This window comes from Bradyrhizobium sp. USDA 4369 (genome assembly GCF_054056435.1).
The window spans coordinates 5394888-5409860 of record NZ_JBSRYH010000001.1; the positions used below are offsets into that span (position 1 = coordinate 5394888).

Below are 14973 nucleotides of genomic sequence, written 5' to 3' on the forward strand. Positions count from 1 at the left end.
CACGATCGGCTCACACGAGATGGAGTCGCGCGAGCTTTGTAAAGCGAAAGCTATGCAGTCGTTAACGGCGTTGCCGGCCATTGTTGCCATGCAGCGAATGCGGATTGACGTGCAGGGCAGCCAGTGCAAGTGTTGAATCTCAGCGGCTTGCGTCTGTTAGTTCGCACAAGGATTGACCGCTCCGCTCAACGAATGATCTGGCTCTGATCAGTTTGGCATCAAAATATCCCCGTCAGGAGACTCCGTAATGTTCCACATCCCGCGCTGGAAAGGTCTTACGCTCGCCACGAGCCTGGCCGTTTCCGTGCTTTCGCTGTCCACGGCGCTGAGCACCCAGGCGCTTGCCGCCGCCAAGAAGACCATCACGGCGGTGATGCATTCCGACCTGCGCGTGATCGATCCCGGCTTCACCACCGCCTATATCACCCGCGATCATGGCTACATGGTCTACGACACGTTGCTGGCGGTCGATTCGAACTTCAAGATCCAGCCACAGATGGCGGACTGGAAGGTCTCGGACGACAAGCTGACCTACACCTTCACCCTGCGCGATGGCTTGAAATGGCATGACGGCACGCCGGTGACGGCGGAAGATTGCGTCGCCTCGCTGAAGCGCTGGGGCCGCAATGACGGCATGGGCCAGAAGCTGATGGACTTCACCGCGAGCCTGGAAGCTGCGGACGCCAAGACCATCGTGCTGAAGCTGAAGGAGCCTTATGGCCTGGTGCTGGAGTCGATCGGCAAGCCGTCCTCCATGGTGCCGTTCATGATGCCGAAGCGCCTCGCCGAGACGCCGCAGGGCCAGCAGATTCCGGAGCAGATCGGCTCCGGCCCGTTCAAATTCGTCAAGGCGGAATTTCAGCCGGGCGTGAAGGCGGTCTACGAGAAGAACACCGACTATGTGCCGCGCAAGGAGCCGGCGAGCTGGACCTCCGGCGGCAAGGTGGTGAAGGTCGACCGCGTCGAATGGATCACGATGCCGGATGCGCAGACCGCAGTGAACGCGCTGCAGTCGGGCGACATCGACTTCATGGAGAACCTTCCCTACGACATGATGCCGGTGCTGGAAGCGAACCCGGATCTGAAGATCGATGTGCTGAACAAGTTCGGCTACCAGACGCTGGGACGGATGAACTTCCTCAATCCGCCGTTCGACAATGTGAAGGTGCGCCGCGCGGCGTTCCTGGCGCTGAACCAGAAGGACGTGCTCGACGCGCTGGTCGGCAATGCCAAATATCAGAAGATCTGCGGCGCGGTGTTCGTCTGCGGCACGCCGCTGGAGACCGATGTCGGTGCGGAGACGCTGATCAAGGGCAACGGCATGGCCGAGGCCAAGAAGGCGCTGGCCGAATCCGGCTATGACGGCACCCCGATCGCGATCATGGCGCCCGGCGACGTCACGACGTTGAAGGCGCAGCCGATCGTGGCCGCGCAGCTGCTGCGTGAGGCCGGCTTCAAGGTCGACCTGCAGGCGACGGACTGGCAGACCGTGGTGACGCGCCGCGCCAGCCAGAAGCCCGTCAAGGAAGGCGGCTGGAACATGTTCTTCACCAATTGGGTCGGCGCCGACGTCGCCAATCCCGTTGTGAACGTGTCGGTCGGTGGTCGCGGCACCAAGGGCGGCTGGTTCGGCTGGGCCGAGGATGCCGAGATCGAGAAGCTGCGCGACGACTATGCGCGCGCGTCTTCGCCGGACGAGCAGAAGAAGATCGCCGCCGAGATCCAGAAGCTGAACTATGAGCGCGTGATCTACATCCCGCTCGGCCAGTATCTTCTGCCGAGCGGCTGGCGCAAATCGCTGACCGGCGTGCTGGACGGTCCGGCGACGCCGATCTTCTGGAACATCGACAAGAGCGAGTAGGGCGCCACCACGGCTCTGCCATCAGCATACGACCCTGCGGCGGAGGCAACTCCGCCGCATTTGTTTTCGGGGACTGTGAGAGTAGACAACGCGGCTGCGATGCGCGCCCCTCGCTGCAATCGCAAGATGGCCTGCACCATTGCGAACGCAGCGACGCACCGCAGAACTCCTCCGCTGAGGCCGTCCACATTGCAGCGCGCGCTGCGCTTGCAATGACAACGGAGCCAGCGCATCGGTCCGGATGGTACGGGGAGACCCGCAGGTCGCCTGGGGTAGGCCGACGACGGGGCCGCCGCCCCGCATGGCGCTCGTTCAAATGGCATGTCTGTACCAATGCCCATCTTGCGGGAGCGGCGGGGGCGCTGGCCGTGCGGCCTGCGCCAGCAAAGCCGATTGACGGGCACCAGAACTGTTGCAACTCTTCGACCGCGGAATGAACGCTGAGCCGAGGATCGCAGAACGCGGCCGCGACGCTCGGCGGATCGCCGTGTCTCGCTTAGTTCCGAGGCAGTCGTTCACCCCGTCACGTCAAGAGAGATCGCATGTCACCTCATCCGCGCCGGGCTCATTCCGTGCTCGCATCCTGGCTTGTTGCGTCCGCCGTCCTGCTATCACCCTGCCTTGCGCCGCAGGCGCTTGCCGCCGGCAAGACAACCATCGCCGCCGTGATGCATTCCGACCTGCGGGTGATCGATCCCGGCTTCACCACTGCCTACATCACCCGCGACCATGGCTACATGGTCTATGACACGCTGCTCGCCACCGATTCGAACTTCAAGATCCAGCCACAGATGGCGGACTGGAAGGTCTCGGACGACAAGCTGACCTACACCTTCACCCTGCGCGATGGCTTGAAATGGCATGACGGCACGCCGGTGACGGCGGAAGATTGCGTCGCCTCGCTGAAGCGCTGGGGCCGCAATGACGGCATGGGCCAGAAGCTGATGGACTTCACCGCGAGCCTGGAAGCTGCGGACGCCAAGACCATCGTGCTGAAGCTGAAGGAGCCTTATGGCCTGGTGCTGGAGTCGATCGGCAAGCCGTCGTCGCTGGTGCCGTTCATGATGCCGAAGCGCCTCGCCGAGACGCCGCAGGGCCAGCAGATTCCGGAGCAGATCGGCTCCGGCCCGTTCAAATTCGTCAAGGCGGAATTTCAGCCGGGCGTGAAGGCGGTCTACGAGAAGAACATCGACTATGTGCCGCGCAAGGAGCCGGCGAGCTGGACCTCCGGCGGCAAGGTGGTGAAGGTCGACCGCGTCGAATGGATCACCATGGCCGATGCGCAGACCGCTGTGAACGCGCTGCAGTCGGGCGATATCGATCTTATGGAGGCGCCGCCCTATGATCTTCTGCCCGTGCTGGAAGCGAACCCGGATTTGAAGATCGATGTACTGAACAAGTTCGGCTTTCAGACATTGGGACGGATGAACTTCCTCAATCCGCCGTTCGACAATGTGAAGGTGCGCCGCGCGGCGTTCCTGGCGCTGAACCAGAAGGACGTGCTCGACGCGCTGGTCGGCAATGCCAAATATCAGAAGATCTGCGGCGCGGTGTTCGTCTGCGGCACGCCGCTGGAGACCGATGTCGGTGCGGAGACGCTGATCAAGGGCAACGGCATGGCCGAGGCCAAGAAGGCGCTGGCCGAATCCGGCTATGACGGCACGCCGATCGCGATCATGGCGCCAGGCGATGTCGGTGCGCTGAAGCCGCAGCCGATCGTGGCGGCGCAGCTGCTGCGTGAGGCCGGCTTCAAGGTCGACCTGCAGGCGACGGACTGGCAGACCGTGGTGACGCGCCGCGCCAGCCAGAAGCCGGTCAAGGACGGCGGCTGGAACATGTTCTTCACCAACTGGGTTGGCGCCGACGTCGCCAATCCCGTCGTCAATGTCTCTGTCGGCGGCCGGGGCACCAAGGGCGGCTGGTTCGGCTGGGCCGAGGATGCCGAGATCGAGAAGCTGCGCGACGGCTATGCGCGCGCGTCTTCGCTCGACGAGCAGAAGAAGATCGCCGCCGAGATCCAGAAGCTGAACTATGAGCGCGTGATCTATATCCCGCTCGGCCAGTATCTCCAGCCGAGCGTCTGGCGCAAATCCTTGACCGGCGTGCTGGACGGTCCGGCGACGCCGGTGTTCTGGAACATCGAGAAGAAGCAGTAGGCGGGCGTCATGATCCCGATCAGCAGCGGTCTTCGCCGGTGATGGCGCAGGCTGTTGCTCATGCGGAGGCCGACCTGACTTGAGCGACGAGTCTTGCTTGGAGCCAAGATCGTTCCCCAATTCATTGCGAGCGCAGCGATGCCGCGCTCGCAATCACGGCGGAGAGCGGGCGAGAGCCCGTAATCGCTACGCCCACGCGCGCTCGCACGCTGTGCCCGTGAGCGACCGGGTCCTCATCAACAATACGGATCGCGGACGGCTTCCACGCCGTCGACGATCAGGGGCGGCGTGACCTGATCCTGGGACGGCGGCCGAGGGGGCGGCGGTGTCGGACGATTGCGCTCGGGGGCGTCGGCTTGGTTGGGCATCAAGAGCTCCTTGCGTTGGCTGGAAAACGAGCGAGCAGCCGCCGAGTTCCAGAACGCGGGACGTGATCGTCACGCCGGCATCCCGTGCATGGTTGGTCGTCGCCGCCCATGCGTCTCTGGCGATTGACGCGCGGGGGAACTGCTGCAAGTCTCGACGATGAAGGACGGCTTGCGCCTGCGCCAAGCGGTTCGATGAAAGCTTCACGTCAAGAGAGATCGCATGTCACATTCTCCGCGCCGGCCGTCCTCCGCGCTCGTTTCATGGCTCGTCGCCTCGGTCATGGCGCTGTCCTCGGCAGGGCTTGCGCCGGCGGCACTCGCGGCCGGCAAGAAGACGATCACGGCGGTGATGCATTCCGATCTGCGCGTGATCGATCCGGTGTTCACGCCGGCCTACATCACCCGCGATCACGGCTATATGGTCTACGACACCTTGCTCGGCACCGACGCCAATTTCCAGGTGCAGCCGCAGATGGCGGAATGGAAGGTCTCGGACGACAAGCTCACTTACACCTTCACTCTGCGCGACGGCCTGAAATGGCACGACGGCACGCCGGTCACCGCGGAGGACTGCATCGCCTCGTTGAAGCGCTGGAGCGTCAATGACAGCATGGGCCAGAAGCTGATGGAGGCGGCGGCCTCGCTCGAGGCCACCGATGCCAAGACGATCACGCTGAAGCTGAAGCAGCCTTACGGTCTGGTTCTGGAATCGATCGGCAAGCCGTCTTCCTACGTGCCGTTCATGATGCCGAAGCGTCTGGCCGAGACGCCGGCCAATCAGCAGATCGCCGAGCAGATCGGTTCCGGCCCGTTCAAATTCGTCAAGACGGAATTCCAGCCCGGCGTGAAGGCGGTCTATGAGAAGAACACCGACTACGTGCCGCGCAAGGAGCCGCCGAGCTGGACGGCCGGCGGCAAGGTGGTGAAGGTCGACCGCGTCGAATGGATCTCGATGCCCGATGCGCAGACGGCGGTGAATGCGCTGCAGGCCGGCGACATCGACTTCATGGAATTTCCGCCGATGGATCTGGAGCCGGTGCTGGCCGCCAATCCCGACCTCACCATGAATGTGCTCAACAAGTTCGGCTATCAGACGCTGGGCCGGATGAACTTCCTGTTTCCGCCATTCGACAATGTGAAGCTGCGCCGCGCCGCCTTCCTGGCGCTGAACCAGAAGGACGTGCTCGATGCGCTGGTCGGCACGCCGAAATTCTACCGCATCTGCGGCGCGGTGTTCGGCTGCGGCACGCCGCTCGAGACCGATGTCGGCTCAGAGACCCTGGTCAAGGGCAATGGCGTCGAGCAGGCCAAGAAGCTGCTCGCCGAGGCCGGCTACGACGGCACGCCGGTGGTCATCCTGGCGCCGGGCGACGCGATCACCTTGAAGGCCCAGCCGGTCGTCGCCGCGCAGCTGTTGCGCGCCGCCGGCTTCAAGGTCGATCTTCAGACCACCGACTGGCAGACCGTGGTGACGCGCCGCGCCAGCCAGAAGCCGCCGAAGGAAGGCGGCTGGAACATGTTCTTCACCAATTCGGTAATCGCCGATTCCGGCAATCCGATCGGCAGCACCTTCGTCAGCGCCCGCGGCCAGAAGAGTCCGTTCGGCTGGCCGAACGATCCGAAGATCGAGGAGCTGCGCGACGCCTTTGCCCGCGCTCCCGGCCTTGCCGAGCAGAAGAAGATCGCCGCCGATATTCAGCAGGAGATCTATGATCAGGTGATCTATGTCCCGCTAGGCCAGTGGTTCGCACCGAGCGCCTGGCGGAAATCAATCACCGGCATGTTGGAAGGGCAGGCGGTGCCCGTGTTCTGGAACGTCGACAAGAGCGAGTGACGTGATGTCGGCCGCGGCCCGCGGCGCCTGTAGCCCGGATGAGCGTAGCGACATCCGGGGTCTCCTCCACAGCGCGTGAGACCCCGGATGTCGCTGTCGCCCGCGCCCTTCGGGCGCCGGCTGTCGCTCATCCGGGCTACGCTATGAGGCCCTGATATCGTCGAGCGCCGCCAGCACCTCGGTCGAGGCGATCTCGACCTTGCCGATCTCGTTGAGCGCCTCGTCGATGTGGCCCGCGCTGAACAGCCGCGCGGCCTCCTTGCCGTGGCGGTGCACCGCTTCATGCGGGCGTTCGAGGCGGCGGAATGCGGTGTCACCGGCGAGGCGCTGGCCGGCCTCGCCATAGTACCATTTGCCGAGACGGCAATTGTGATGGTCACTGAGTTCGTCGGTCCTGAGCTGCAGCCGGCCGACGGACATGTCGACCAGCCGCTTCTTCCAGATCACGTGGTCGGCCTTGGCGAGCCGCACCACCTGATTGTCGAGCGAGAGCTTGGCGATCTCGGCCAGCATCTTGCCGACCTTCGCATCGGTCTTGCCCATCGTGTCGGCCAGCGACATCACCTCGTTCGCATTGGCCGTGGCCAGATCCGCGAGGAGGGTGATGCCCTGCGCCACCTCGTCGGTGGCCGCGTTCTGCTCGGTGAGAATGCCGGAGATCTCGTCCATCTTGGAGCTGACCACGGCGGTGCGGGTCCCGGCCTCGTCGATGGTCTGCGCCAGATTGGTCATCTCGGTCATGCCGATCTCGACGGCCTTGGCTCCGCCGGCCATCGCCTCGACGATGCCGCTCATTTCCGCCTGCAGCCGTTCGATGCGGCCCTTGATGTCCTCGGTGGCCTTCGTGGTCTGCTGTGACAGGTTCTTCACCTCGGCCGCGACGACGGCAAACCCCCTGCCGAACTCGCCCGCGCGCGCCGCTTCAATGGTGGCGTTCAGCGCCAGCAGATTGGTCTGATTGGCGATCGCATCGATGGTGCCGACGATCGAGCCGATCTCTGCCGAGGCTGCGCTAAGATCGGCGATCTTGGACGAGGTGTCCCGCACCGAGCTCGCAATTCCGTTCATGGTCTGCAGCGTGTGACGCACCGCCGTCACGCTGTCCTCCACCGCCCGCCGGGTCGCAGCCGCCTCATTGGCTGCTACGGTCGTTGTCGCGCTGATGGTCTGGACCGAGGCCTGCAGCTCGACCGACGCGGAGGCGAGACTCTGGCAGCGCTCCGATTGATTGTTCGAGGCGCCGATCAGGCGCGCGGCGCTGATTGAGGCCTCGTTGCTGTTGATGCAGAGATCGACGATGGAATCCAGGTCCTGGGAGGCGCGTGCGGCAAGCGCAGTGCCCAGGCGATGGATCGCCTCGATGAGTTCAGGCTTGATCTTGGCGCGCAGCGCTGCCGCGTCGAGGTCGGCGACCTCGCGGTTGAGCTCGCCCGCGGCCCAATCGTCGAGGCACAGCGCCAAGGTGTCCTGGAAGGCCCCGAGCGCGGCTGCGTCCAACAGGGCGGGAGCATCCGGTTGGTCGTTCTTGCGGCTGCGGAAACCCAGCATGTGTCCTCTCCAGCGATGACCGCTGCACACGTTGCATGCCGTCGACTCGGCTGGCGGCGACCCTCGGCTCCAACTTGCTTGCAGTTTGGTTACCAAATGGTTTCCCGCTGCAACTGCCGGTGGTGAGATCTGCTCGGCCTTGCGTATGGCGGCGCGCTTGACATGGTGTAAGTCGTGACTTACGGTAAGCTATGGCTTACGGATTAGCATTGACAGTGCTTGCAGATCCGACGCGGCGGCAGGTGTTCGAGCGCCTCCGCGACGGCCCTCGGCCGGTCAACGCCATTGCGGCCGGATTGCCGGTGTCGCGGCCCGCGGTGTCGCAGCATCTGAAGGTGTTGAAGGACGCCGGGCTGGTCGAGGAGCACAGCGAAGGCGCCCGTCGCATCTATGCGCTGCGAAGGGAAGGGCTCGCCGAGCTGCGTGAGTGGCTCGACGGCTTCTGGGACGATGCCCTGCTGGCGTTCAAGATCGAAGCGGAGCGATCGCACCGGCAGTTGAAAGGGAAGACGGATGAATGAGCGAGCGATGATCGCGCCGGTGCAGAAGCAGGTCCGTGTCACGGCGCCGATCGACCATGCCTTCGCGGTCTTCACCAGCGGTCTGACGCAATGGTGGCCGCATACGCATGGCGTCGGCCGCAAGCCGATCACCAAGGTGCTGCTTGAGCCCAGGCTTGGCGGCCGTTGGCTGGAGATCGCCGAGGACGGCACCGAGACGGCGGTCGCGACCATTACGCTCTGGGAGCCGCCGCATCGCTTCGTCATGCTGTGGCAGGTCGATGCGCAATGGCAGCCGGATGCGGCGATGCGTTCGGAGGTCGATGTGCGCTTCTTCGCCGAAACCGCCGAGACGACGCGGGTCGAACTGCTGCACCACAGATTCGAAACGATGGGCGAGGCGGCCGGCGCATCGATGCGCAGGGATGTGGATGGCGGCTGGCCCGGCCTGCTGCAGCGCTTCGTGGCAGAGGCGGAACGCCAAGCCGCGCCGTCTTGAGCAACTCACCATCAACGTGGAGATCGTGATGTCCGAGTTCGTCGTTCACTCCGTGCCGGGAAGCCCGTTCGGGCGCAGCGTGCTGATTGCGCTGGAAGAGAAAGGCGCGCGGTATCGTCTTGCGGCGCTGGCGCCGGGCGAGTCCAAGGCGCCGGCTCATCTCGCGCGACATCCGTTCGGTCGCGTGCCGGTGCTCGATCATGACGGCTTCGTGCTCTACGAGACCCAGGCCATCCTGCGTTATCTCGATCGCGTGTGTCCCGAGCCGGCCCTGACGCCCGCCGATTTGAGGCTGGCAGCGCGGATGGATCAGGTGATGAACATCAGCGACTGGTATCTGTTTCAAGGCGTCTGCAGCGTCATCGCCTTTCAGCGCATTGTCGGCCCGCAGTTCTTCGGCACCACGCCGGATGAAGCCGTGATCGAGCGTGCCATGCCGCAGGCCCGGACCGTCTTCGCGGAGCTGTCGCGGCTGCTCGCAGACCAGCCCTTCATGGCCGGCGACGAGCTGTCGCTCGCCGACGTCCAGGTCGCGCCGCAGGCGAGCTTCCTGTCGTTGACGCCGGAATGGACGAGCTTGACCGCCGCTTATTCCAATCTCGTCGCCTGGATCGAACGGCTGGAGGCCCGGCCGAGCTTCCAGGCCACCACCATGGCGCGCTTGATGGCCGGCGCGAGCACGGCCTGAGATCAGCACGCCGCGGCCGTGCTGATGAGAACGATCCGGCCGCGGCGGCGGGACTGTTGATGAGCCGAGCCGGTGCGGACTGATCCCTGCAGTTGCAGGCGCACACGAAGAGGGGTGCGTTGCCGCCTCGCCCCTCGCGCGGTTCGTGCGCTCCTCGCCCCCTGCGCCAGCCCCGACCGGCATCGTTCGGCTTGTTGATTATTGCTGGCATCAAGGCTAGCGTTTGCGATCGGCATCCGGACTTCAGGATCTGCATTTGCGTCGGGGGGGGCGCGGTGCTGATCCCCCGGAGAGTTGAGCGTGCAACTCGCACGACATTGCGGAGAAGCGCCCTGCGACCGGAGGGGACTGTTAGTGCCGCCTGAAACACAGTCTCTGCAGACGTTTGGGCCACGGTTGGTTGTGCGGCAATCGGACGATGTCCTCGATCACGTCAAGGGTCTTGGCGGATGGAAGATTCGCCTGCAGCAGCTCTCGGCGGGCCGGCTGAGAGCCGAAGTCATCGGGTTGCATCTCGACAACATTCAATTCGTTCGTGAGCGGACGACCCAGGCGCTGCTGAAGGACGTGGAGACAGGCGACGATCAGATCGTCTTCTCGCAGCCTCTGCAGGCGTCCGGGCCGGGCTACGTGAATGGCCACATGATCGGCTATCCAGACCCTTGTCTGCTCGGTGGCGGAGCCCTCCCGTCCATTCGGACTCCGCAATATCTCGATGTCGCGACCTTGGTGGTCGACAAGGCCCACCTCCTGCGATGGTTGACCGAGCTCGGCGAATCCGAATTGGCCGACATGATGATCAGCAAGCGCCAACTCACTTGTCTGCAGGTCGAGCCGACGAGTCTGCCGGTCGTCAAGGATGTGAGTCTCCAGCTCTGCGGGAGCAGCGGCATCACTGAGCGGGTGTTGGGTTTCGAACAAAGCCGGCGCGCCATCGAGGACGATTTGTTGCATGCTTTGATGCAGTCGATGCGTGTGACGCGACGACGGACGTTGACGAGCGTGACCTTGCAACGCCGCCTGGCGGATCGCGCCTGGGAGCTCGTTCTGGCGAGTCCAGATGAGCCGCCGACCATTTCCGATCTTTGCCGGCAACTCGGCGTCAGCCGCCGGAGCTTACAGGATGGCTTTCAGGGGGCGTTCGGGCTGGCCCCGACGCAATTCCTGCGTGTTGTTCGACTCAACGCCGTTCGCCGTGACCTGATGGCATCGGCCGGCAACAGCGTGCCGCCCTCGATCGGAGATATTGCGGCGCGGTGGGGGTTTTGGCATTGGAGTCGCTTTACGTCCTACTATCGCGGGTTGTTCGGCGAACTCCCTTCCGAGACGTTTCGGCGGTTTGGAGCGCGGGCGAGGGCGGACTAATCGTCGTTTCGCACAGGCAAAGATGATGTGCGCGGCCCGGCGTTGATCCCTGCTGCGGTGACTGACCGCGGTCCTGTGTGTTTCTCCCCGCCCGGTCGTTGCCGCTTCGATCGGCCTCCGAATGATTTTTCGATGATGCAGCGCTCCGTTGCCGATTTCGGATAACGCGCCGATGCGGTCCGTTCATAACCTTCCCTCTTGAGAGCATGCGTATGGCGTGGCCGCCGGGGGGCGAGCCGCGGCCTGGAATGCGCGTCTGTCAAAACGATAAGAGGGGGAGAGGATGACATTGAAGTTCATCGCGGGCGCGATGGCCTGCGGCTGGATGGCGGCGACCGCGACACCTGCGCTCGCGTTCGAGTTCGGCTCAGTGGGGTGGGCACAGAAGCCCGGCCTCACCCTGGGGGGAGGAACGGCCGGAGCGCCGCCGCCCGGTCTGTACAGCTTCAATCAGGTCTTCACCTATCAGAGCGGGATCGTCGGCTCCGGAGCGCCGAATGCTGGAGGCGGTGCGACACCGTCGCGGGCGGCAGGTGAAGCGTCGGGACTGCTATGGGTCCCCGGATGGACGATCTTCGGTGCGACCTATGACGCAGTCGTCGTGCAGCCATGGGTGATGGCGGATGTCGGAAGTCCGATAAACGTAACGCCGGCAGGGATGATCAATACCTATATCGTTCCGGCCGAATTGAGCTGGAAACTCGGTGACAGCGGCTTCTTCGTCAAGACCGGGCTGGGAATCTACGCGCCGACCGGCACGATCAAGGGAGTGACAGGGCTCGACAGCGTCGGTGTTCCCTGGTGGACGTTCGAGCCGGAGTTCATCGTATCCTATTTAAAGGATGGCTGGAATCTCACGGCCAACATCTTTGCCGAGTTCAATACGACGAACCCGCGGACGCAATATCGGAGCGGCAACGTGCTGCATGCCGAGTTCACGGCGACCAAGGCGATCGGCAACTGGACGGTCGGGCCGGTTGCCTACTATGCGGGCCAGGTGAGCGACGACAAGTCCAGTGCGTTCTATGGCGGAGCCATCAGGAACAACAGATACTCGCTTTGGGCCGCGGGAGCGCTCGTCGGCTACGATTTCGGGCCGGTGCAGTTGAACGTATGGGCCACGCATGAGTTTGCTGCGTCCGCTTCGGGCGGCACGGCCGGGCGGCCGGGTGTCGATACGGCATCCATCACCAAGGGCTACTCGGTCTACGCAAATGTGAGCTTTCGTCTCTGGGCGCCGGATCAGCCAGCCCCTCGGCGCCCGCTCGTGACGAAATAGCTCTTCGTCGAGCCGTCGCGCGGCGGTCTTCGTGGTGAGGCCGCTTGCGAGCGGCGCGCCGTCGCCGTCGCGCTTTCATTCGACCAGACCTCTGGGGAGAACATCCGTGGGTGACAGGATCAAGTCTTTGACCAAGGTGAGCCGCCGCATCAGCCGTCGGCAGCTGCTCAAGGCGGCGGGTGCGCTCGGGCTGGCCGGCTCGGGCAGCGTCGCGCTTGCCAACATTGCCAAGGCCGCCTCGAACACGATCAAGATCGGCTGGGTGGGCTCCTTGTCAGGCATTCGTGCGCCCTTTGCGGAGCCGGATCCCTGGATCCATGAGCGCATGAAGGCCTATCTCAAGGACGGCCTGAAGATTGGTGGCAAGACCTTCAATGTCGAGCTCGTTATCAAGGACAATCAGTCGGATCCGAACCGATCTGCGACGGTGGCGAGCGAGCTCGTGCTCAGAGAGAAGTGCGATCTCATTCTCGTCCAGGATGGCGAGGCGCAAATTCCGGTCGGAGAACTCGCCGACGCGCGGGGTGTTCCGACCATCTCCACGATGTTGCCCTGGCAGGCCTGGATGTTTCCCCGCAAGTCGACGCCCGACAAGGGCTTTCCCTACACGTTCCACTTCTTCTGGGGCGCCGATGATGTCGTGAAGAACTTCATCGGCATGTGGCAGTCCGTGGAGTCCAACAGGAAGGTCGGAACCCTGTACATCGACAATGCGGCCGGTGTGGCCTTTGCAGATCCAAGACAGGGTCTTCCGGCAGGACTCGCGCAAGCGGGATATCGTGAAGTTCCGGCCGGTCGCTACCAGGTGACGACAGATGATTTCTCCAATCAGATTTCGGCGCTCAAGAATGAAGGCGTCGATATCGTATCCGGATTTGCCTATGGACCGCATTGGGTGACGCTGTGGAATCAGGCGGCGCAGGCTGGTTTCAAGCCGCAGATCTGTACGGTCGCTGCGGCGTTTCTGTTCCCCAGCGCGGTCAATGCGCTGGGCGAACGTGGCGACGGAATGTCGACCGAGGTCTGGTGGACGCCGGCCTATCCGTTCAAGTCGTCCTTGACCGGGCAGAGCGCGGCCGAGCTCGCTGCCGATTGGGAGAAGACGACCGGACGGCAGTGGACGCAGCCGATCGGCTACGCACATGCGCTCTGGGAGGTCGGCCTCGCCGCGCTTCGCAACAGTGATCCCAAGGACAGGACTTCTCTGTGCGATGCGATCGCCGGCCTCGACCTGCAGACCGTGGTTGGTCCTGTCAAATTCAAGGACAGTCCGATCAAGAATGTTGCCGTGACCTCGCTGTCCGGCGGGCAGTGGCGCAAGGCGAAAGCGGGCAAGGCGCCATATGAATTGTTGATCGTCCATAACGGGACAGCGCCCTTTATTCCCAGGCAGTCGGATCTCGTTCTGCTGTCCAAGCTCTCGTGAGCAGGCCGGCGGCAGAGCGCGACGCATGGTCGAAGTGTTGAACGTCAGGTCTCTGAGCAAGAGCTTCGGTGCCATCAAGGTCGCAGACGATCTCAGTTTCCGGCTCGAACTGGGGGAATGTCTCGGCGTGATCGGTCCGAACGGAGCTGGAAAGAGCACGCTTCTGAATCTGATCGTGGGTTTGATACGGCCCGACTCAGGCCGCATCATCCTCGACGGAAGCGACATCACCGGGCTGCGGCCGCATCTCCGGGCGCGTCGCGGCATCGGCCGCGCTTTTCAGATTCCGCAGCCTTTCCCGCATCTGACCGTCTACGAAAACGTCCTCGCAGCAGCCACCTTTGCCGGTGGCATGCATGACGCTGCTGCTGCGGAAGCGGCCATCGAGGTGCTGCAATTGACCGGGCTGTCCGCCAAGGCGGAGCTGCTGGCCGGCGGGCTGCCATTGATCGATCGCAAGCGGCTGGAATTCGCCAAGGCGTTGGCGTCCCGGCCGCGGCTGATCCTGCTCGACGAAATCGCGGCCGGCTTGACGGAGCCGGAGGTCGCGCGCCTCACCGAGGTAATCGGCAGCGTCAAGGCCGGTTACGCCATGATCTGGATCGAGCACATCCCGCATGCGCTGCGCGCAGCCGCGGACCGCATTCTCGTGCTCGATTTTGGCCGCAAGGTGCTCGAAGGCGCGCCGCGCGAGGTCATGGAAAGTCCTGCGGTCAGACGGATCTATATGGGGCTTGCTGATGACGTTGCTTGATGTGTCCGGGCTGAACGTCTTTCACGGTGATCTCCAGGCGATCTTCGATCTCGACCTTCGCGTTGGCGAAGGTGAGGTGGTTGCGCTCGTCGGCGCGAATGGCGCCGGCAAGACAACGATGATGCGCGCGCTTGTCGGCCTGATTGCCAGCAAGCAGGGGGGGGTCCGCTTCGATGATGCCGAGATTTCCGCGGCATCCGCGGAGGACATCGCTCGCGCAGGGCTTTGCATGGTGCCCGAAGGCCGCATGTTGTTCGACAGCCTCACGGTCGTGGAAAATCTGATGATGGGGCAGGTGCTCGGGCGCCGCGGCTATTGGACCTTGAAGCGGGTCTTCGATCTGTTTCCGATCCTGGCCGAGCGGCGCAGCGCGATGCCGCGTCAGCTCTCGGGCGGCCAGCAACAGATGGTCGCGATTGGCAGGGCGTTGATCTGCAACCCGCGACTGCTGCTGTGTGACGAGATCTCGCTCGGGCTGGCACCGCTCATGGTCGAGCAGATGTATGCCGCATTCGCGCAGATCGGCAGGCAGGGCACGGCCCTGGTGCTGGTCGAGCAGGACGTGAAGCGCGCCTCCGCTGCCGCGGACAGGCTTTATTGCCTGCTCAAGGGAAGGATTTCACTGGAGACCGCCGCAGGTGCCGTGAGGGTCGAGGATCTGACGCGCGCCTATTTCGGCGCTTGAGAGCGGGGCA

Annotated in this window: 13 protein-coding genes; 11 read left to right on the forward strand and 2 right to left on the reverse strand. The window is 63.8% G+C overall.

The window, feature by feature from the left end:
* The first annotated feature begins 247 nt into the window (after positions 1-247).
* Together ACVIJ6_RS24425 and ACVIJ6_RS24430 are read left to right on the forward strand one after the other, a co-directional pair.
* Positions 248-1861: an ABC transporter substrate-binding protein gene (locus ACVIJ6_RS24425; RefSeq protein WP_456774785.1), complete on the forward strand. Its 1614-nt coding sequence runs from the start codon at positions 248-250 to the stop codon at positions 1859-1861.
* A 542-nt stretch (positions 1862-2403) separates the two neighbouring features.
* Positions 2404-4017, forward strand: a complete 1614-nt coding sequence (locus ACVIJ6_RS24430) for an ABC transporter substrate-binding protein (RefSeq protein ID WP_456774786.1) — start codon at positions 2404-2406, stop codon at positions 4015-4017.
* A gap of 236 nt (positions 4018-4253) precedes the next feature.
* Here ACVIJ6_RS24430 and ACVIJ6_RS24435 read toward each other — a convergent pair whose 3' ends face one another.
* Positions 4254-4385 (reverse strand): hypothetical protein, encoded by a 132-nt coding sequence (locus tag ACVIJ6_RS24435; protein WP_456774787.1) that lies wholly within the window; start codon positions 4383-4385, stop codon positions 4254-4256.
* Positions 4386-4605: 220 nt separating this feature from the next.
* Here ACVIJ6_RS24435 and ACVIJ6_RS24440 point away from each other — a divergent pair, with 220 nt between their 5' ends.
* Positions 4606-6219 (forward strand): ABC transporter substrate-binding protein, encoded by a 1614-nt coding sequence (locus ACVIJ6_RS24440; protein WP_456774788.1) that lies wholly within the window; start codon positions 4606-4608, stop codon positions 6217-6219.
* Between the two features lie 141 nt (positions 6220-6360).
* Here ACVIJ6_RS24440 and ACVIJ6_RS24445 read toward each other — a convergent pair whose 3' ends face one another.
* Positions 6361-7767: a methyl-accepting chemotaxis protein gene (locus tag ACVIJ6_RS24445; RefSeq protein WP_456774789.1), complete on the reverse strand. Its 1407-nt coding sequence runs from the start codon at positions 7765-7767 to the stop codon at positions 6361-6363.
* Positions 7768-7958: 191 nt separating this feature from the next.
* Here ACVIJ6_RS24445 and ACVIJ6_RS24450 point away from each other — a divergent pair, with 191 nt between their 5' ends.
* From ACVIJ6_RS24450 to ACVIJ6_RS24485, 8 genes are all read left to right on the forward strand, one after another.
* Positions 7959-8288 carry an ArsR/SmtB family transcription factor gene (locus ACVIJ6_RS24450; RefSeq protein ID WP_456774790.1) on the forward strand — a complete coding sequence of 110 codons (330 nt, stop codon included), beginning with the start codon at positions 7959-7961 and terminating at the stop codon, positions 8286-8288.
* Positions 8281-8766 (forward strand): SRPBCC family protein, encoded by a 486-nt coding sequence (locus tag ACVIJ6_RS24455; RefSeq protein WP_456774791.1) that lies wholly within the window; start codon positions 8281-8283, stop codon positions 8764-8766. Before ACVIJ6_RS24450 ends, ACVIJ6_RS24455 begins: the two co-directional genes overlap by 8 nt.
* A gap of 28 nt (positions 8767-8794) precedes the next feature.
* Positions 8795-9454 (forward strand): glutathione S-transferase family protein, encoded by a 660-nt coding sequence (locus ACVIJ6_RS24460; RefSeq protein WP_456774792.1) that lies wholly within the window; start codon positions 8795-8797, stop codon positions 9452-9454.
* A gap of 300 nt (positions 9455-9754) precedes the next feature.
* A complete protein-coding gene (locus tag ACVIJ6_RS24465) occupies positions 9755-10819 on the forward strand; it encodes a helix-turn-helix domain-containing protein (RefSeq protein ID WP_456774793.1) in 1065 nt (354 codons plus the stop codon).
* A 283-nt stretch (positions 10820-11102) separates the two neighbouring features.
* Positions 11103-12098: a SphA family protein gene (locus tag ACVIJ6_RS24470; protein WP_456774794.1), complete on the forward strand. Its 996-nt coding sequence runs from the start codon at positions 11103-11105 to the stop codon at positions 12096-12098.
* A gap of 106 nt (positions 12099-12204) precedes the next feature.
* Positions 12205-13524, forward strand: a complete 1320-nt coding sequence (locus ACVIJ6_RS24475; protein WP_456774795.1) for an ABC transporter substrate-binding protein — start codon at positions 12205-12207, stop codon at positions 13522-13524.
* Positions 13525-13549: 25 nt separating this feature from the next.
* Complete coding sequence (locus tag ACVIJ6_RS24480; RefSeq protein ID WP_456774796.1) at positions 13550-14278, forward strand: ABC transporter ATP-binding protein; 729 nt, start codon at positions 13550-13552, stop codon at positions 14276-14278.
* The gene (locus ACVIJ6_RS24485; protein ID WP_456777074.1) at positions 14265-14963 is read left to right on the forward strand and encodes an ABC transporter ATP-binding protein; all 699 of its coding nucleotides are present in this window, start codon (positions 14265-14267) and stop codon (positions 14961-14963) included. The genes ACVIJ6_RS24480 and ACVIJ6_RS24485 overlap by 14 nt, the downstream gene beginning before the upstream one ends.
* Positions 14964-14973 lie beyond the last annotated feature (10 nt).

Excerpts from the sequence above, each read along its gene's own strand:
- ACVIJ6_RS24425 (WP_456774785.1), top strand. The coding sequence starts at position 248 with ATGTTCCACATCCCGCGCTGGAAAGGTCTTACGCTCGCCACGAGCCTG.
- ACVIJ6_RS24430 (WP_456774786.1), top strand. The coding sequence starts at position 2,404 with ATGTCACCTCATCCGCGCCGGGCTCATTCCGTGCTCGCATCCTGGCTT.
- ACVIJ6_RS24435 (WP_456774787.1), bottom strand. The coding sequence starts at position 4,385 with ATGCCCAACCAAGCCGACGCCCCCGAGCGCAATCGTCCGACACCGCCG.
- ACVIJ6_RS24440 (WP_456774788.1), top strand. The coding sequence starts at position 4,606 with ATGTCACATTCTCCGCGCCGGCCGTCCTCCGCGCTCGTTTCATGGCTC.
- ACVIJ6_RS24445 (WP_456774789.1), bottom strand. The coding sequence starts at position 7,767 with ATGCTGGGTTTCCGCAGCCGCAAGAACGACCAACCGGATGCTCCCGCC.
- ACVIJ6_RS24450 (WP_456774790.1), top strand. The coding sequence starts at position 7,959 with ATGGCTTACGGATTAGCATTGACAGTGCTTGCAGATCCGACGCGGCGG.
- ACVIJ6_RS24455 (WP_456774791.1), top strand. The coding sequence starts at position 8,281 with ATGAATGAGCGAGCGATGATCGCGCCGGTGCAGAAGCAGGTCCGTGTC.
- ACVIJ6_RS24460 (WP_456774792.1), top strand. The coding sequence starts at position 8,795 with ATGTCCGAGTTCGTCGTTCACTCCGTGCCGGGAAGCCCGTTCGGGCGC.
- ACVIJ6_RS24470 (WP_456774794.1), top strand. The coding sequence starts at position 11,103 with ATGACATTGAAGTTCATCGCGGGCGCGATGGCCTGCGGCTGGATGGCG.
- ACVIJ6_RS24480 (WP_456774796.1), top strand. The coding sequence starts at position 13,550 with ATGGTCGAAGTGTTGAACGTCAGGTCTCTGAGCAAGAGCTTCGGTGCC.
- ACVIJ6_RS24485 (WP_456777074.1), top strand. The coding sequence starts at position 14,265 with ATGACGTTGCTTGATGTGTCCGGGCTGAACGTCTTTCACGGTGATCTC.